11 protein-coding genes are annotated in these 17,278 nt (G+C 69.5%); 7 read left to right on the forward strand and 4 right to left on the reverse strand.

Annotated features, from left to right (window positions below):
- Positions 1-139: 139 nt before the first annotated feature.
- Positions 140-3,499, forward strand: a complete 3,360-nt coding sequence (locus FIU88_RS06180; RefSeq protein ID WP_152478570.1) for a DNA translocase FtsK — start codon at positions 140-142, stop codon at positions 3,497-3,499.
- A 107-nt stretch (positions 3,500-3,606) separates the two neighbouring features.
- Positions 3,607-4,236: an outer membrane lipoprotein chaperone LolA gene (gene lolA / locus FIU88_RS06185; RefSeq protein WP_152478571.1), complete on the forward strand. Its 630-nt coding sequence runs from the start codon at positions 3,607-3,609 to the stop codon at positions 4,234-4,236.
- Positions 4,237-4,365: 129 nt separating this feature from the next.
- On the opposite strand, the gene FIU88_RS06190 is transcribed toward lolA, so the two are convergent.
- Positions 4,366-5,703: a replication-associated recombination protein A gene (locus FIU88_RS06190; protein WP_152478572.1), complete on the reverse strand. Its 1,338-nt coding sequence runs from the start codon at positions 5,701-5,703 to the stop codon at positions 4,366-4,368.
- A gap of 195 nt (positions 5,704-5,898) precedes the next feature.
- On the opposite strand from FIU88_RS06190, the gene FIU88_RS06195 reads away from it, so the two are divergent.
- The 4 genes from FIU88_RS06195 to FIU88_RS06210 all read left to right on the forward strand — a co-directional run bounded on the left by FIU88_RS06195 (position 5,899) and on the right by FIU88_RS06210 (position 13,686).
- On the forward strand, positions 5,899-6,444 hold the full coding sequence (locus tag FIU88_RS06195) for a hemerythrin domain-containing protein (RefSeq protein ID WP_026068546.1): 546 nt from the start codon (positions 5,899-5,901) through the stop codon (positions 6,442-6,444).
- 171 nt (positions 6,445-6,615) lie between these two features.
- The gene (gene murI, locus FIU88_RS06200; RefSeq protein ID WP_152480148.1) at positions 6,616-7,392 is read left to right on the forward strand and encodes a glutamate racemase; all 777 of its coding nucleotides are present in this window, start codon (positions 6,616-6,618) and stop codon (positions 7,390-7,392) included.
- A gap of 94 nt (positions 7,393-7,486) precedes the next feature.
- Complete coding sequence (trmA, locus tag FIU88_RS06205) at positions 7,487-8,593, forward strand: tRNA (uridine(54)-C5)-methyltransferase TrmA (protein ID WP_152478573.1); 1,107 nt, start codon at positions 7,487-7,489, stop codon at positions 8,591-8,593.
- Positions 8,594-8,844: 251 nt separating this feature from the next.
- On the forward strand, positions 8,845-13,686 hold the full coding sequence (locus tag FIU88_RS06210) for an NAD-glutamate dehydrogenase (RefSeq protein ID WP_152478574.1): 4,842 nt from the start codon (positions 8,845-8,847) through the stop codon (positions 13,684-13,686).
- 120 nt (positions 13,687-13,806) lie between these two features.
- On the opposite strand, the gene FIU88_RS06215 is transcribed toward FIU88_RS06210, so the two are convergent.
- Both FIU88_RS06215 and mgtE read right to left on the reverse strand, forming a co-directional pair.
- Positions 13,807-14,208: a hypothetical protein gene (locus tag FIU88_RS06215; RefSeq protein ID WP_152478575.1), complete on the reverse strand. Its 402-nt coding sequence runs from the start codon at positions 14,206-14,208 to the stop codon at positions 13,807-13,809.
- Positions 14,209-14,415: 207 nt separating this feature from the next.
- Positions 14,416-15,768, reverse strand: a complete 1,353-nt coding sequence (gene mgtE / locus FIU88_RS06220; RefSeq protein WP_016855981.1) for a magnesium transporter — start codon at positions 15,766-15,768, stop codon at positions 14,416-14,418.
- Positions 15,769-15,943: 175 nt separating this feature from the next.
- Between mgtE and FIU88_RS06225 the strand changes: the two genes are divergently transcribed.
- Positions 15,944-16,960, forward strand: a complete 1,017-nt coding sequence (locus FIU88_RS06225) for a quinone-dependent dihydroorotate dehydrogenase (protein ID WP_152478576.1) — start codon at positions 15,944-15,946, stop codon at positions 16,958-16,960.
- Between the two features lie 91 nt (positions 16,961-17,051).
- On the opposite strand, the gene rmf is transcribed toward FIU88_RS06225, so the two are convergent.
- Positions 17,052-17,258 (reverse strand): ribosome modulation factor, encoded by a 207-nt coding sequence (gene rmf / locus FIU88_RS06230; protein ID WP_152478577.1) that lies wholly within the window; start codon positions 17,256-17,258, stop codon positions 17,052-17,054.
- Between the last annotated feature and the right edge of the window lie 20 nt (positions 17,259-17,278).

A 17,278-nucleotide genomic window follows, 5' to 3' on the forward strand; every position in this document is an offset into this window, starting at 1 on the left:
GTATGATTGATGGCCTTGGATTTGGAAGACGCCATCTCGGCGCAAGGGGGTTGGCAGCTTGAGTGCCAAGAAGACAACCACGTCGCCGCGCGAACGCGCGGCGACTGCCAGGGAAACGGCCAGACGCTTCGGACTGCGATTGCAGGGATCGGTGCGCGAGGGCGTGGTGATCCTGCTGCTGGCGAGCTGCGTGTTCCTGCTGCTGGCGCTGTACAGCTTTCGTCCCGACGACCCCGGCTGGTCGCGCAGCGGCCCCGAGACCGACGTGGCCAACTGGATGGGCCAGATCGGCGCCTGGCTGGCCGACGTGCTCTATTCGCTGTTCGGCGGGAGTGCCTTGTGGTGGCCGGCGATGCTCGGCTTCGCCGCCTGGTGGCTGATCCGCGCCGGGCAGGTGCGCCTGGAGTGGGACGCCACGGCGCTCGCCGTGCGCTGCGGCGGCCTGATGCTGCTGCTGCTCGGCTCGACCACGCTGGGTGCGCTGCACTTCTACGATCCCGAGAGCCTGCTGCCTTACGGGGCCGGCGGCATCCTCGGCGAGGGGCTGGTCGGTGCGCTGCTGCCGCTGGTCGGTGCCGGCGGCACCGCGCTGCTGTCGCTGGTGGCGATCCTGTGCGGCGTGCCGCTGTTCAGCGGCTGGTCCTGGCTGACCATCATGGACGAGCTGGGCCGGCGTGCCACTTCGCTGTGGGCCGGTATCAGCGAGCGTTTCGCCTTCAACCGGGACGACGCGGACGACGCCGAACCCGCGCCGGCGAAGGACGCCTCGCCGGACGGCAAGAGCGCCGACGACTCGGCCCGGCCCGGGCACGACGACGAGGCAATCCCCGAACGCGCGCCCTGGTGGCGCCGCTGGCTGCCGGCGCGTCGCGAGCCGGCCCCGGCGCTGGCCGCCGAGAGCGGACGCCGCGAGCCCGGCTTCGGCGACGACGGCAATACCGAGATTCCCTGGGAGGTGCCCGAGCGCACGCCCTCGGCGAAGCGCCCGGAGGCGGCCTATACCGCCCAGGAGCCGAGCCTCTCGCTGTCCGCCGAACGCCGCGAGCCGCGCCAGGCCAGCGAGCCCGTCGCCGCCATGCCGCTGCGGGCCACTGAGCCTGCGGAGCCGGAGGCGCCGGCCGCACCGGCGGAGAACGCTCGGCCGGCAGCGCCGACGCCGTCTCGTGCGGTCGAGCCCGACCCCAAGGCCGGGGAACCGGCGCCGCGTCGCGAGTCGCCCGAAGCGGCGCGTTCGCCCGCCGAGCCCGCCCGGGAGACCGTCGCGCCGTCGCCCCAGGCCTTCGCGCCGCGGGAGAGCGCTCCGGTCGAGCCTCGGGAGTCGCGGCACGAGTCGTTCGTGTCGCGCGAGAACGAGGAGAAGAACGAGGAGCCGGCACCGGAGTCTCGGGAGCCCGCGTTGCCCCCGTCCCACGCGCCAGCGCCGGAGGCCGAGCCGCCGCGCGAGCCCGCACCGTCTACGGCCGAGCGTCCGTCATCCGGGATACCGTTCGAGGACGCCCCGTCCGAGGCCGCCCCGTCCGAGGCCGCCGCGCCGCCCTGGTCGCGTGACGAGATCGACCACTCGGCCCAGGCCGAGCGCGATCCCGCCCCGAATCAGCCGGCCGAGCCCCAGGCGCCCGAGGCCTCTTACGAGCCTGCGGCACCCCGCGAGCCCTCGGCCGAACCGGCCGCGCCGGCGGAGCGCGAGCGCAGCGAGCCGGTATCGACGCCGTCGCCCGAGCGGTCCGAGCCGCGCCGGGTGCCGGAGGTGATCCCCGATCCGGTGCTGCCGGACGACGATGACGAGGCGCCGCTGACGTCGTCTTCCATGCCGGCCGCGCCCGCCTCGCGGTCGACCGAGACGCCGCACCCGCAGGAGACGCCCGCCGCGCAGGTGGCGACCGCCGAGCAGGCGCGTCAGGCCGCCGACGAGCCCGACGGCCCGACGCTGTGGACCGTGGAGCACCTGCAGAACCAGGGCGCCGAGGTGGAGGCGTTCGCCGAGCCCGAGGGCGAGCTGCCGAGCCTGCGCCTGCTGACGCCGCCCCAGGACCATCAGCCCAACTACACCGACGAGCAGCTGGCCGAGATGGCCGAACTGCTGGAGGTGCGGCTGCGCGAGTACGGGGTCAAGGCCGAGGTGGTCGACACCTGGCCGGGGCCGGTGATCACGCGCTTCGAGATCAAGCCGGCGGCCGGGGTGAAGGTCTCCAAGATCAGCAACCTGGCCAAGGACCTGGCGCGCTCGCTGATGGTCAAGAGCGTGCGCGTGGTGGAGGTGATCCCGGGCCGGCCCACGGTGGGCATCGAGATCCCCAACCCCAACCGCGCCATGATCCGCCTGCGCGAGGTGATCGACTCCGACCGCTACCAGCACGAGGCCTCGGCGCTGACCATGGCGCTCGGCCAGGATATCGGCGGCGGCGCCGTGGTCGCCAACCTCGGCAAGATGCCGCACCTCTTGGTGGCCGGCACCACCGGCTCGGGCAAGTCGGTGGGGGTCAACGCGATGCTGATCTCCATGCTGCTCAAGGCCAAGCCGGAAGAGGTCCGCATGATCATGGTGGACCCGAAGATGCTGGAGCTGTCGGTCTACGACGGCATTCCGCACCTGCTGGCCCCGGTGGTCACCGACATGAAGGAGGCCGCCAACGCCCTGCGCTGGTGCGTGGCCGAGATGGAGCGGCGCTACAAGCTGATGGCCGCCATGGGGGTGCGCAACATCGCCGGCTTCAACGCCAAGCTCGACGAGGCCGAGCGCGCCGGGGCCCAGGTCGCCGATCCGCTGTGGGAACCGCAGCCCTGGGAGATGCACCAGGCGCCGCCGGTGCTCGAGAAGCTGCCCTACATCGTGGTGGTGATCGACGAGTTCGCCGACATGTTCATGATCGTCGGCAAGAAGGTCGAGGAGCTGATCGCGCGCCTGGCCCAGAAGGCCCGTGCCGCCGGCATCCACCTGATCCTCGCCACCCAGCGGCCCTCGGTGGACGTGGTGACCGGCCTGATCAAGGCCAACATCCCCACCCGCATGGCGTTCCAGGTCTCCTCCCGGGTCGACTCGCGCACCATCCTCGACCAGGGCGGCGCCGAGAACCTGCTGGGCCACGGCGACATGCTCTACCTGCCCGCCGGGTCCGGCATGCCGACCCGCGTGCACGGTGCCTTCGTCGACGACGACGAGGTGCATCGGGTGGTCGAGGACTGGAAGCGTCGCGGCGAGCCGGAGTACATCGACGAGATCCTCTCCGGCGGCGTGTCCGCCGACGCCCTGGCCGGCCTCGAAGCCGAGGGCGGCGGTGGCGGCGACGACGACGCCGAGCAGGACGCCCTCTACGACGAGGCGGTGGCCTTCGTCACCGAGAGCCGTCGGGCCTCCATCTCGGCGGTCCAGCGGCGCTTCAAGATCGGCTACAACCGGGCGGCGCGCCTGGTCGAGGCGATGGAGACGGCCGGCGTGGTCTCGACCATGGGTACCAACGGCGCCCGCGAGGTGCTGGCGCCGCCCCCGGCGGGCGACTGAGCCCGCCGATCGTGCAACCACCATGCAAGCCGCGGCGGGGAGGCAACCCGCTGCGGCTTGTGCAGTCTTACCGGGCAGGATGCCCTAGACCCTCAGGGAAACAGGAGATGACCATGAAACGATCCTTCGCCGCGCTGGCCCTGGTGGCCCTGACCCCGCTGACCGCCATGGCCGACGAAGGCGCCGAGCGGCTGGCGCGTATGCTCGAGCCGCTGGATACCTACGTCGCCGACTTCGACCAGCAGATCCTCGACGGCTCCGGCCAGCGCCTGCAGGAGGCCAGCGGCCGCATGTGGCTGTCGCGCCCGGGCCGCTTCCGCTGGGAGGTGAACGCGCCCTATGAGCAGGTCGTGGTCTCCGACGGCGACGAGGTCACGCTCTACGACCCCGACCTCCAGCAGGCCACCGTCCAGCCGCTGGACGATCGCGTGACCCACACCCCGGCGCTGCTGCTGTCCGGCAGCGCCGACCAGCTGACCGACAGCTACGAGGTCTCCAGCAGCCAGCAGGGCACCGCCGAGACCTTCGAACTGGTGCCGAAGAGCCCCGACACCCTGTTCGAGGAGCTCAAGCTGACCTTCTACGGCGAACGGCTCGGCTTCCTGCAGATGACCGACAGCACCGGCCAGCGCACCGCCATCGAATTCGACGACGTCGAGCAGAACGTGTCGGTCGAGGACTCGCGCTTCGACATGGCGCTGCCGGAAGGCACCGACGTGATTCGCGAATCGCGGTAAGCGCCGAGCTACAAGCGCCGAGCTACAAGCGCCGAGCTACAAGCGCCGAGCTACAAGAAAACCCGAAGGCCTTGGCCTTCGGGTTTTCTTTTGCTTCGGGGGGGCACGCCGTGGATGTGCCGCTTGCCGCTATTCCCCGCGATCGGCCTGGGCGTCGAGCTCGGCGCGCCACTCCAGCATCTGGGCGTAGCGCTTCTCCTGGCCGTTGGCGGTCGGCTCGTAGAAGCGCTCGAGGGGCACGTCGTCCGGCCAGCAATTATGGGCACTGCCGGCGGGGTAGCTGTTGGGTTCGGCATGGGCCCAGCGGTAGCCGTCGCCGTGGCCCAGCGACTCCATCAGCTTGGTGGGGGCGTTGCGCAGGTAGGTGGGCACCTCGAGGCGCGGCTGGGCGGCGGCGAACGCCTTGGCGCGATGCCAGGCCTGGTCGACGGCGTTGCTCTTGGGCGCCACCGCCAGGTGGACGGCGGCGTGGGCGATGGCGCGCTGGCCCTCGTGGTCGCCGAGACGCAGGTAGGCGTCCCAGGCCGCCATGGTCAGCGGCAGCGCCTTGGGGTCGGCGTTGCCGACGTCCTCGGAGGCGATGGCGGTCAGCCGGCGGATCACGTCCAGCGGGTCGCCGCCGCCCTGCATGAAGCGGGCGATGTAGAGCAGGGCGGCGTCCGGCCGCGAGGAGCGGACCGACTTGTGGATCGCCGAGAGCAGGTCGTAGAAATGGTCGCCCTGCTTGTCGAAGGCGCTGGCCTGGTGGCCGATCACGTCCTCCAGCGCCTCGCGGGGCAGGCGCTCGCCGCTTCCCTCCGTCGTGGTGAAGTCGCAGGCGGTCTCCAGCAGGCCCAGGGCGCGGCGGGCGTCGCCGGCGGCGGCCCGGGCCAGCAGCGCGAGCACCTCGTCGTCCACGGCGATGTGGCGGGCGCCCAGTCCGCGGTCGGCGTCGGCGAGCGCGCGCCTGAGCACCTCGGTCACATCGTCGTCGGTGAGCGACTTGAGCACGTGCACCCGGGCCCGGGACAGCAGCGCCGAGTTGACCTCGAACGAGGGGTTCTCGGTGGTGGCGCCGATCAGCGTCAGCAGGCCGGACTCGACATGGGGCAGCAGGGCGTCCTGCTGGCTCTTGTTGAGCCGGTGGATCTCGTCGAGGAACAGCAGGGTGGGGCGGTCCTGGCCCTGGGCGGTGCGGGCGCGGTCCACCGCCGCGCGGATGTCCTTGACCCCGGCCATCACCGCCGAGAGGCGCTCGAGGTGGGCCCCGGACTCCTCGGCGAGGATCTCGGCCAGGGTGGTCTTGCCGGTGCCCGGCGGGCCCCACAGGATCATCGAGCGCACCGGGCCGCCCTCGGCCATGCGGCGCAGCGGCTTGCCGGGGCCGACCAGCGCCGGCTGACCCACGTAATCGGCCAGCCGGCGGGGGCGCATGCGCCAAGCCAGGGGGGCGCTCTCCTCGCTGCTGGCCTGCTGGAACAGGTCCATTTCTGACTCCTTCGCTGACGGCTGCTATGTTGGATACGCGATGTCGGGCATTCGCTCCCGGCATCGCCAGATCCCGAACGAGGTGGGCGAACCCTGACGGCCGGTGCCATTGGCCAGGAACCCGGAGGGCGAAGGCGCGTCTAACACCCGTGCCTTCCGTCCATGACCGATATTGAGGAGGCTGCCGCAATGCCCATGCTGAACCAACTGCGCCAGGATCATGCCAACATGGCCCGCATGTTGCACGTTCTACAGCTCAAGCAGAAGACCCTGGCCGAGGGCGAACGCCCCAATTTCCAGCTGGTGCGGGAAGTCGTGGATTATATTCTCGATTATCAGGACGGCTTCAGTCAGCCGCTGGAGAGCGTCTGCTCCGAGCGCCTGAAGGAGCTGGCCCCGCAGACCGAGGAGGTGACCGAGCGGCTGGCCCAGGACTATCGCGCCCTCAAGGCCCAGCTAAAGCGGCTCTCCGGCGACCTCGACATGATCCTCATGGATGCCGTCATGCCCATGGATCGCTTCGCCGACGACCTCAAGGCCTATCTCGACGCGCACCGGGCCTATCTGCGCGACGAGCGCGAGCTGCTCTTCCCGCTGATCCGCGAGCACTTCGCCGAGGGCGACCTCGAACGGCTGGCCGAGGCGCTGCCCGATGGCGCCACGGCACAGCTCGAGCGCCTGCAGGAAGCCTATCCCGAGCTCTACGCCGAGCTGCGCGATGCGCCGGAGCCCGTGACCTGATCCACGTCGCCGCCGCCGGGCGATGGCTTCGAGTCCCGGCGCCACTGAGGTAGAATGCGCCGCATCGTCTGACGGAAGGCCTGCGATGCCAATGTTCGCCTCGATCCTCCACAGTGTCACTTCGCCCCCCGTGCCGACCCGCCCGGGGGGCGAACGCGTGGTGGCGTGCCGATGACGGGGCCGGTGCTGGTGTTCGATTCCGGCGTCGGCGGGCTCTCGGTGGTCGAGGCGCTGCGCCGCCGCCTGCCGGAGGTCGCCCTGGCCTACGCCTGCGACAACGCCATGCTGCCCTACGGCGTGCGCGAGGACGACTGGCTGGTGGCGCGCATCCTCGCCGTGTGCGAGGCGGCGGTGGCCGCCAGCGGCGCCTGCGGGCTGGTGGTGGCCTGCAACACCGCCAGCACCCTGGCCCTCGACGCCCTGCGCGAGCGGCTGACGGTGCCGGTGGTGGGCACCGTGCCGGCGATCAAGCCCGCCGCCGGGGCCAGCGACAGCCGCCATATCGGCCTGCTCGCCACCAGCGCCACCGTGGCGCGGCCCTACACCGCGCGGCTGATCGAGGCCTTCGCCGGCGATTGCCGGGTGACGCGCCTGGCCGCCGATCCGCTGGTGGGCCAGGCCGAGCGTCTGGTGGCCGGCGAGTCGCCGGACCCCGAGGTGCTGCGCCGGGTGCTGGCGCCGCTTTCCGAGCTGCCGGATCTCGATACCCTGGTGCTCGGCTGCACCCACTTCCCGCTGCTGCGCGAGAGCCTCGAGGCCGCGGTGCCGCATCCGGTGCGCTGGGTCGACTCCGGCGATGCCATCGCCCGGCGCACCGGCCAGGTGATCGCCGCGCCGCAGCGCCGCCCGGCCGTCGAGCGGGGCTGGGTCACCGGCCCCGATCCGGCGCTGGCCCGCGGGCTCGCCGGCTTCGGCTTCGTCGAGACGCACCCGCTCGTGCTGCCCTGAGGCCGAGGCGAATCCCCCTCGGGGCGCCGCGCCTTCCGTCTTTTCTGCCCGTATTCGACCATTTCCTTCGACCGACCATCTTCCAGGAGCCGCCGTGGCCATTCCCGTTGTCGACCCCGACCGCTATGACGAGCAGCTCGCGGCCAAGCGCGACCGCCTGACCGCCCAGTTCGCCCGCTTCAACCCGCCGTCGCTGGAGGTGTATCCGTCGCCTTCGAGCCACTACCGCCAGCGCTGCGAGTTCCGGGTCTGGCACGAGGGCGACGATCTCTACTACGCCATGTTCGAGGTCGATCCCGACGACCCCAAGCACAAGACCGTGGTGCGCCTGGACGACTACCCGGTGGCCGGCCGGCGCATCAACGAGCTGATGCCGGCGCTGCGCGAGCGGCTGCTCGACAACCCGACCCTGCGCCATCGGCTGTTCCAGGTGGAATTTCTCACCACCCTGACCGGCGAGGCGCTGGTGACGCTGATCTATCACCGCCAGCTCGACGAGGCGTGGGAGGCCGAGGCCCGCGCGCTGGAGCAGGCGCTGGGCATCATGATCATCGGCCGGGCCCGCAAGCAGCGCCTGGTGCTGACCCGCGACCACGTCTGGGAGCGGCTCGGCGTCGACGGCCGCGAGCTCGTCTACCAGCAGGTCGAGAACAGCTTCACCCAGCCCAACGCCGAGATCTGCCGCTCGATGCTGTCCTGGGCCCGGGACGTCACCGCCGGCAGCGCCGAGCGCGACCTGGTGGAGCTGTACTGCGGCAACGGCAACTTCACCATCGCCCTGGCCGAGAACTTCCGCCGCGTGCTGGCCACCGAGATCTCGCGCACCTCGGTCGCTAGCGCCCGCGAGAACCTGGCCGCCAACGGCGTCGACAACGCCGTCGTGGGTCGCATGTCCGCCGAGGAATTCTCCCAGGCGCTGCGCGGCGAGAAGGGCGGCCGCCGGGTCGCCGAGTTCGGCCTCGACGACTACGACTTCTCCACCGTGCTGGTCGACCCGCCGCGGGCCGGGCTCGACGAGGACAGCTGTCGCCAACTCAGTGACTACGAGCGTATCGTCTATATTTCTTGCAACCCGGATACGCTCGCCGACAACCTGGAGACCCTGACCCGCACCCATGAGGTGGTGCGCTTCGCGCTCTTCGACCAGTTCCCCTGGACGCACCACTGCGAATGCGGCGTCCTGCTGGAGCGGCGCCGCTAGCCCGGCCCGCCTGAAAGGGACGCCTCGCTGCCAGAAGGATTGTCAAGGGCGATGCGCAACCGACATGGACATGAGGGAACCGGCATGTGGCTGGGGTGTTTCGTGTCAGAGGCGTAAGCTGTTGGCAATGCAGGTCTTTGGCCAGGACCGTGGCGCCTCGCGAGTCGAGGCGCGTCACGGCGTGCCGGGACCCGTCGATCCGGTCCAATGATCCGGCCGCATGAGGCGGCCGCTGGCAGTCGAGGTGATGGATGCTACAAGTCGCACACGAGGAGAGCCGTCAGGATCTCCTCAAGCAGCTCGAGGAACGGCTGCAGAGCCGTCTGGAACAGGGCAAGGCCGAGGCGGTCGAGGCCTTTTCGCGGTACTTCTACGCCGCGGTGCCCCTGGAGGACCTCGCGGACCGTCGCCTCGACGATCTCTACGGCGCGACCCTCTCGGTGTGGCACTTCATCCAGCAGTTCGATCCCGGCGCGCCCAAGGTGCGGGTCTTCAACCCGGACTTCGAGGAGCATGGCTGGCAGTCCACCCACACCTTCATCGCCGTGCTGCACGAGGACATGCCGTTTCTCGTCGACTCGGTGCGCGTGGAGCTCAACCGCCGCGGCATGACCGTGCACGCCATCCACAACGCCGTGCTGGCGGTGGAGCGCGACGCCGAGCATCGCCTGGCCCGGGTGAGCGATCCCGGCACGCCCGGCGCTCCCGCCACCCGAGAATCGCTGATCGCCATCGAGGTGGATCGCCACTCCGACCTGGCCGAGCTCGAGGAGATCGAGGCCAGCCTGCAGGAGGTGCTGGGCGACGTGCGCACCGCGGTGGCCGACTTCGACCCCATGCGCGACAAGGTGCGCGAGGCCATCACCGAGCTCGAGTCCGGCTGTCCCGAGCAGGTCGAGGTCGAGGATCACCAGGAGGCGATCGCCTTCCTCGAGTGGCTGCTGGCGGACAACTTCACCTTCTTCGGCTACGACGAGTACGAGGTCCACGAGGACGGCAGCCGGCAGCGCCTGGACAAGGTCGAGGACAGCGAGCTCGGCGTGTTCCGCCTCGATCAGCCGCGCTATCGCGAACGCATCCGCACCGACCTGGGCGTCGAGGGCGACCGCTTCGTGCTGGTGCCCCAGCTGCTGTCGTTCGCCAAGAGCGCCCATCACGCGCGCATCCACCGTCCGACCTACCCGGACTACATCTCCATCGATCGCTACGACGCCGAGGGCAACATCGTCGGCGAGCGGCGCTTTCTGGGGCTGTTCACCGCCACCGTCTACAACGACTCGCCGCGCCACGTGCCGATCCTGCGCCGCAAGCTGCGCTCGGTGATGCAGATCTCCGGCTTCAATCCCAAGGCCCACAACGGCAAGCAGCTGCTGCAGATCCTCGAGGTCTACCCCCGCGACGACCTGTTCCAGATCGACGTCGACGAGCTGGCGCAGACGGCGCTGGGCATCCTCGACATCCGCGAGCGCCGCCGGGTGCGGCTGTTCATCCGCGAGGACCGCTTCGGCAAGTTCTTCTCCTGCCTGGTGTTCGTGCCGCGCGACGTGTTCTCCACCGAGCTGCGCCTGCGCCTGCAGGAGCTGCTGTGCGAGGAGCTCGACGCCACCTTCGGCGACTTCAACACCTATCTCTCCGAATCGGTGCTGGCGCGCATCCAGTTCATCCTGCGCTTCAACGGCGACGGCCCGGCGGACTACGACATCAAGCGCCTCGAGGACAAGCTGGTCAAGCTGGCCCGCAACTGGCGTGACGACCTGCTCAACGCCGCCATCGAGGGCTTCGGCGAGGAGCAGGCCAACCTGATGCTGGGACGCTTCCGCGATGCCTTCCCGGCCAGCTATCGCGACGACTTCAGCGCCCGCACCGCGGTCTACGACCTGCAGCACCTCGGCGAGCTCGACGACGGCGCGCCGCTGGCGCTGTCGCTGTACCGGCTGATCGAGGAGGAGGGCAGCGGCGTCAACCTCAAGCTGTTCCATCCCGACGCCTCGATCCCGCTGTCCGACGTGCTGCCGATGATGGAGAACCTGGGCCTGCGGGTGCTCGGCGAGCGTCCCTACGAGGTCAGTGCCACGGACCGCGACTACTGGATCCACGACTTCACCCTGGAGCACCACACCAGCGTGGAGGTGAACCTCCAGGAGATGCGCGAGCCCTTCATCGAGGCCTTCCAGCGCATCTGGACCGGCCAGGCCGACAACGATCCCTTCAACCGGCTGATCATCGGCGCCAACCTCGACTGGCGGGAAGTGGCGATGCTGCGCGCCTACGCGCGCTACCTGAAGCAGATCCGCTTCGGCATGTCGCAGAACTACATCGCCACCACCCTGGTGAATCATCCCGAGATCACCCGCGAGCTGGTGACCCTGTTCGAGCTGCGCTTCGACCCCGCCGATCGCCCCGAGGGCGACGACATCGCCGAGTGCGAGGCGCGCATCCGCGCCATGCTCGACGAGGTGCCGAGCCTCAACGACGACCGCATGCTGCGTCGCTACATGGAGCTGATCCAGGCGACCCTGCGCACCAACTACTACCAGCGCACCGAGGATGGCGGCGTCAAGGACTACATCGCCCTGAAGCTCGAGCCGTCGAAGGTCACCGGCATGCCCAAGCCGCGTCCGGCCTTCGAGATCTTCGTCTGCTCGCCCCGGGTCGAGGGCGTGCACCTGCGCGGCGGCAAGGTGGCCCGCGGCGGGCTGCGCTGGTCCGATCGTCGCGAGGACTTCCGCACCGAGGTGCTGGGGCTGGTCAAGGCGCAGCAGGTCAAGAACGCGGTGATCGTGCCGGTCGGCGCCAAGGGCGGCTTCGTCTGCAAGCGCATGCCGGAAGGCGCGGACCGCGAGACCGTGCAGAAGGAAGGCATCGCCTGCTACCAGACCTTCATCCGGGCACTGCTCGACGTCACCGACAACCTGGTGGGCGGCGAGGTGGTGCCGCCCGAGCGCGTGGTGCGCCACGATGACGACGACGCCTATCTGGTGGTGGCCGCCGACAAGGGCACGGCGACCTTCTCCGACATCGCCAACGAGATCTCCGTCGAGTACGGCCACTGGCTGGGCGATGCCTTCGCCTCCGGCGGCGCCCACGGCTACGACCACAAGAAGATGGGCATCACCGCCAAGGGCGCCTGGGAGTCGGTCAAGCGCCACTTCCGTGGGCTGGGCATCAACACCCAGGAGGACGAGTTCAGCGTGGTCGGCGTCGGCGACATGGCCGGCGACGTGTTCGGCAACGGCATGCTGCTGTCCGACAGGATCCAGCTCAAGGGCGCCTTCAACCACCTGCACATCTTCGTCGACCCGACCCCGGATGCGGCGGCCAGTTTCGCCGAGCGCCAGCGCCTGTTCGAGCAGCCGCGCTCGAGCTGGGAGGACTACGACGCGTCGCTGATCTCCGAGGGTGGCGGCGTGTTCAAGCGAAGTGCCAAGTCGATCGCCATCACGCCGCAGATGAAGCAGGCCTTCGGCATCCGCGAGGACAAGCTGTCGCCCAACGAGCTGATCCGCGCCATGCTGGTCTCCCGGGTCGACCTGATCTGGAACGGTGGCATTGGCACCTACGTCAAGGGCAGCGCCGAGACCCATGCCCAGGTCGGCGACAAGGCCAACGACGCCCTGCGCGTCGACGGCTGCGAGCTCAACTGCCGGGTGGTCGGCGAGGGCGGCAACCTCGGTCTCACCCAGCGTGGGCGCATGGAGGCCGCGGCCCGGGGCGTGCGGGTCTACACCGACTTCATCGACAACGCCGGCGGCGTCAACTGCTCCGACCATGAGGTCAACATCAAGATCCTCATCGACGAGGTGGTGTCCCGCGGCGACATGACCGAGAAGCAGCGCAACCAGCTGCTCGCCGACATGACCGACCAGGTCAGCGAACTGGTGCTGCTCGACAACTATCGCCAGACCCAGGCCCTCGACCTGGCCGAGCGACTGACCCGCGAGGGCATCGGCCCCTTCCGCCGCTTCATCAGCGAGCTGGAGGCCGCCGGCCAGATCGATCGCGAGCTGGAGTTCCTGCCCAGCGACGAGGAGCTCCAGGAGCGTGCCCAGCAGGAGCAGGGCATGACGCCGCCCGAGCTGTCGGTGCTGATCTCCTACGCCAAGAGCGTGCTCAAGGGCGACCTGATCGCCTCCGACGTGCCGGATGACCCGACCATCATCCGCTTCGTCGAACGCGCCTTCCCGACCATGCTGGCCGAGCGCTATCGCGACGAGATGTACGATCACCGCCTGAAGCGCGAGATCGTCGCCACCCAGCTGGCCAACGACATCATCGACCACATGGGCATCGTCTTCATGCGTCGGCTGATGGACTCCACCGGTGCCGGTCGCGCCGATATCGCCCGGGCCTACGTGATCGCCCGCGACAGCTTCCAGCTGCCCAAGCTGTGGGAGCAGGTCGAGGCGCTGGACAACAAGGTGGCCAGCGACGTCCAGTACGCGATGATGCTCGACCTGATGCGCATGCTGCGCCGTTCCACCCGCTGGTTCCTGCGCCATCGCACCAGCATGAGCACCCGCGACGCCATCGAGTACTTCGGCCCGCGCCTGGCCCAGCTGCAGGAGGGCATCGGCAAGCGCCTGCGCGGCGAGGAGAAGGCCCAGTGGGACGCGCGTCGCCAGGAGCTGGTCGAGGCCGGCGTGCCCGAGGCCCTGGCCGCCACGATGGCCGCGGCCAACAGCCTCTATGCGGCGCTGGGCATCATCCATGCCGCGCGCCAGAACGACGACAAGCCGCAGCGCGTCGCCGAGGTGTTCTACGAGGTGGGCGCCCGCCTCGAGCTGCCCTGGCTGCTGCAGCAGGTCACGCGGCTCGAGGTGCGCGACGGCTGGCAGGTGAAGGCCCGCGAGACCTTCCGCGACGACATCGAGCGTCAGCAGCTGGCGCTGACCTCGAGCGTGCTGAGCATGGAAGGGGGGCCGCGCGACAGCGCCGAGCGCGTCGAGCGCTGGCTGTCGCTCCACGAGAGCATGCACCAGCGCTGGGGACGCCTGCTCGAGGAGGTCGGCGGCGGCAGCCAGGGTGGCTTCCCGCTGTTCGCCGTGGCCGTGCGCGAGCTGGTGGACCTGGCCGAGAGCAACAGCGAGGCCTAGCCGGGCAGCGTGCCGGCCCGATGACGGGTCGGCACGCACGCCGCTGACCCCTGCCGACATGAGAAAGGGCGCCCCGCGGGGCGCCCTTTCTCATGCCTGACTTTTCCGGCTTGCCAGCGATCAGCGGCAGCTGATGCTCCAGATGGCCTTATAGTCCTCGCCGTCATCGTTCAGGGCCGCCAGGTTGGTGTCCTCGTTGACGGTGCCGCCTTCCACCATGGCCTCGGCCTTGTCGCGCTTCTCGTCGCTGGCGTCGGGCCCCAGCACCTGCTGGTCCTGGATGATGAACTCGTCCCGGTCGCGAGCCTCGCAGACCTCCAGGGCGCGCTCCTTGGCCTCTTCCAGGGCTTCCTGGCGATCGTCGCCGAGGCCGGTCACCACGTAGTCGGTGCTCTTCATCTCCATGGAGGCGCTGTCGCTGGCGCAGCCGGCGATGCCCATCATGGCGATGGCGCCGGCCGCGATCATCAGGGGGCGTGTCTTGGTGAGCGCTGTCTTGGTCAACTGTGTCTTGGTCAACATGGGTCTCTCCTTATCTCCGTCGCACCTGGGGGGGAAGCCTTTCCCCGCATCGACGATGGCCGCCTGCGGCGACCCGACCACTTTCATGCTAACGAGCTGAAGGCAGGGTGCAAGAGTGTCGTGGCGGCGACGCCAGGCGTCGCACATCGGCGACGGTCTGAACGGGCGCGCCGCGGGCGAAACGCGACGCGCCTTCTCGACCAGCGGCTAGAGCAGGAACAGGGTGGCCAGGCCCAGGAAGGACATGAAGCCGACCACGTCGGTGACCGTGGTCAGCACCACCGACCCGGACAGCGCCGGGTCGATGCCGAGGCGCTTGAGCAGCAGCGGGATGACGATGCCGGCGACGCCGGCGACGAGCATGTTGATCACCAGGGCGGCGGCGATGATGGCGCCGATGCCGATGCTGCCGAACCAGATGACCGCCAGCACCGCCACCACCAGCGCCCACAGCAGGCCATTGAGCACCGCGATGCCGACTTCCTTGCGCAGCAGCCAGTTGCTGTTGGTGCGACTGATCTGGCCCAGGGCCAGGCCGCGGATCGCCAGGGTCAGGGTCTGACTGCCGGCGATGCCGCCCATGCTGGCGACGATCGGCATCAGCACGGCCAGCGCCACCAGCTGATCCAGGGCCGCCTCGAAGCGGCCGATCACCCAGGCGGCCAGGAAGGCGGTCAGCAGGTTGATGCCGAGCCATACGGCGCGGCGCTTGGCGCTGGGCAGCACCGGGGCGAACAGGTCTTCCTCCTCGTCGAGGCCGGCCATGTTCATCAGCGCCTGCTCGGACTGCTCGCGGATCACGTCGACGATGTCATCGATCACGATGCGGCCGAGCAGCAGGCCGCGGCTATCCACCACCGGCGCCGAGACCAGGTCGTGGGTCTGGAACAGGGTGGCCACGTCGAGGGACTTCATGGTCACCTGGATGCTGTCCACGTCGCTGTCCATCAGGTCGGCCACGGCCTGTTCCTGATCGCTGGCCACCAGCCGGGCCAGCGGCAGCACGCCCATGAACAGGCCGTTGCGGTCCACCACCATCAGGCTGTCGGTGTTGTCGGGCACCTCCTGCTTCCAGCGCAGGAAGCGCTGCACGGTCTCCAGGCTGACGTCGGCGCGCACGGCGATGGTGTCGGTGCGCATCAGGCGGCCGGCGGAGTCCTCCTCGAAGGCCAGGGTCTCCTGCAGGCGGGCGCGCTGCAGCTCGTCCATGGAGCGCAGCATGTCCTCGGCGACCTGCTGCGGCAGGTCCTCGAACAGCTCGGCCAGGTCGGCGGTGTCGAGCCCGGCGGTGGCGGCCACGATCTCGGCGTGGTCCATGTCGTCGATCAGGGTGCTGCGCGCCTCGTCGTGGACGTGCAGCAGCACCTCGCCGTCGACCTCCTGAGGCACGCGCTCCCACAGCCGGATGCGCGCGTCGAGCGGCAGCGACTCCAGCAGCAGCGCGACCTCGGCGGGTTCCAAGTCGGCGATCACGTCGTCGACCCACTCCAGGTGTTCCTTCTCCAGCGCCAGGTGAATGCGCGACAGGCGGTGTTCCAGCGTCTCGGTCGTTTCGGTCATGGCGTCTCCCTGGCGGGGCGGCGTCGCCCGCGGTCTGTTCCGTGTCGGACATTCCGATGTCCGGTCAGTCCATCATACAAGAAGTGCCGGCCGGTCGTTGGCATTGGCGTTCGTCGTGGCGGGTCGGCTGCGCTATACTCGCGCCCGATTTTCCGCCGCCGTCTCAGGAGCCGCCATGTATTCCCTCGCCCGTTCGCTGCTGTTCCGTCTCGATGCCGAGAAGGCCCATGGCCTGGCGCTGTCGGGGCTGGATCTGGCGGACCGCCTCGGCCTGGCGAAGGCCATGGGCGAGCGCGTCGACGATCCGGTGGAGCTGATGGGGCTGCGTTTCCCCAACCGGGTGGGACTGGCCGCCGGGCTCGACAAGAACGCCGACCATCTGGACGCCCTGGGCGCGCTCGGCTTCGGCTTCGTCGAGGTCGGCACCGTGACGCCCAAGCCCCAGGACGGCAACCCGAAGCCGCGGCTGTTCCGCCTGCCCGGGGCCGGCGCCATCATCAACCGCATGGGCTTCAACAACGCCGGCGTCGACCACCTGATCGCCAGGGTGAAGGCCAGCCGTTACCGGGGCGTGATCGGCATCAACATCGGCAAGAACCTGACCACGCCGGTGGAGCAGGCGGTAGACGACTATCTCCACTGCCTGGAGAAGGTGCATGCCCACGCCCACTACATCACCGTGAACATCTCCTCGCCCAACACCCCCGGGCTTCGCAACCTCCAGTTCGGCGAGCATCTGGACGAGCTGCTGGGCACGCTGCGCGAGGCGGGGGACCGGCTCGATCGCGACGGCGGGCGTCGCGTGCCGCTGGCGGTCAAGATCGCGCCGGACATGGACGCCAAGGAGGTCGCCCTGGTGGCGCGCAGCCTCGAGGCCAATCGCATCGACGCGGTGATCGCCACCAATACCACCATCGCGCGAGAGGCGGTGGCCGGGCTGACCCACGGCGACGAGCAGGGCGGGCTGTCGGGCCGGCCGGTGTTCGAGGCCTCCAACACCGTGATTCGCGAGCTGCGCCGTCATCTGCCGACCCTGCCGATCATCGGCGTGGGTGGCATCGACAGCGGCGAGGCGGCGGCGGCCAAGAGCGAGGCCGGGGCGGACTTGGTCCAGCTCTATTCCGGCTTCATCTACCGCGGGCCGGCGCTGGTCGGGGAGTGCGCCCGGGCGCTGCGCGACCGTCGTCGCTGAGGCGGGCGACGCATTAAAAAGCCCGCGCTGGGCGCGGGCTTGGGAGGTTGGGTTCGTCTGGGGAACGAAGGGACGATCTGCCTGATCGGGGTCAGATCACCATGGGGTTCTTGTGAATACCGGAGACCCCTGTCATTCCGGACCATTGGTCTCCACGACCTTCACGCCAACCGCTCATCCAGTATTCTCTTAGGTTGATGTCCTGGTTCGGACAATCATCGCGGGAACGACCTGAGACACCCGCCTTGTACCCGTGAACATAGGCACGCTGGAAGCGATCACGTTTCTGTCGTTTCATTGGTCTACCTCTTGCTAAAG

The sequence above is a fragment of the Halomonas sp. THAF12 genome (assembly GCF_009363675.1).
Classification (GTDB): Bacteria; Pseudomonadota; Gammaproteobacteria; order Pseudomonadales; family Halomonadaceae; genus Halomonas; species Halomonas smyrnensis.

What these genes read in the sequence shown, in the direction of transcription:
- lolA (WP_152478571.1), top strand. Translation starts at nt 3,607, where the DNA reads ATGACCATGAAACGATCCTTCGCCGCGCTGGCCCTGGTGGCCCTGACC.
- FIU88_RS06190 (WP_152478572.1), bottom strand. Translation starts at nt 5,703, where the DNA reads ATGGACCTGTTCCAGCAGGCCAGCAGCGAGGAGAGCGCCCCCCTGGCT.
- FIU88_RS06195 (WP_026068546.1), top strand. Translation starts at nt 5,899, where the DNA reads ATGCTGAACCAACTGCGCCAGGATCATGCCAACATGGCCCGCATGTTG.
- murI (WP_152480148.1), top strand. Translation starts at nt 6,616, where the DNA reads ATGACGGGGCCGGTGCTGGTGTTCGATTCCGGCGTCGGCGGGCTCTCG.
- FIU88_RS06210 (WP_152478574.1), top strand. Translation starts at nt 8,845, where the DNA reads ATGCTACAAGTCGCACACGAGGAGAGCCGTCAGGATCTCCTCAAGCAG.
- FIU88_RS06215 (WP_152478575.1), bottom strand. Translation starts at nt 14,208, where the DNA reads ATGTTGACCAAGACACAGTTGACCAAGACAGCGCTCACCAAGACACGC.
- mgtE (WP_016855981.1), bottom strand. Translation starts at nt 15,768, where the DNA reads ATGACCGAAACGACCGAGACGCTGGAACACCGCCTGTCGCGCATTCAC.
- FIU88_RS06225 (WP_152478576.1), top strand. Translation starts at nt 15,944, where the DNA reads ATGTATTCCCTCGCCCGTTCGCTGCTGTTCCGTCTCGATGCCGAGAAG.
- rmf (WP_152478577.1), bottom strand. Translation starts at nt 17,258, where the DNA reads ATGAAACGACAGAAACGTGATCGCTTCCAGCGTGCCTATGTTCACGGG.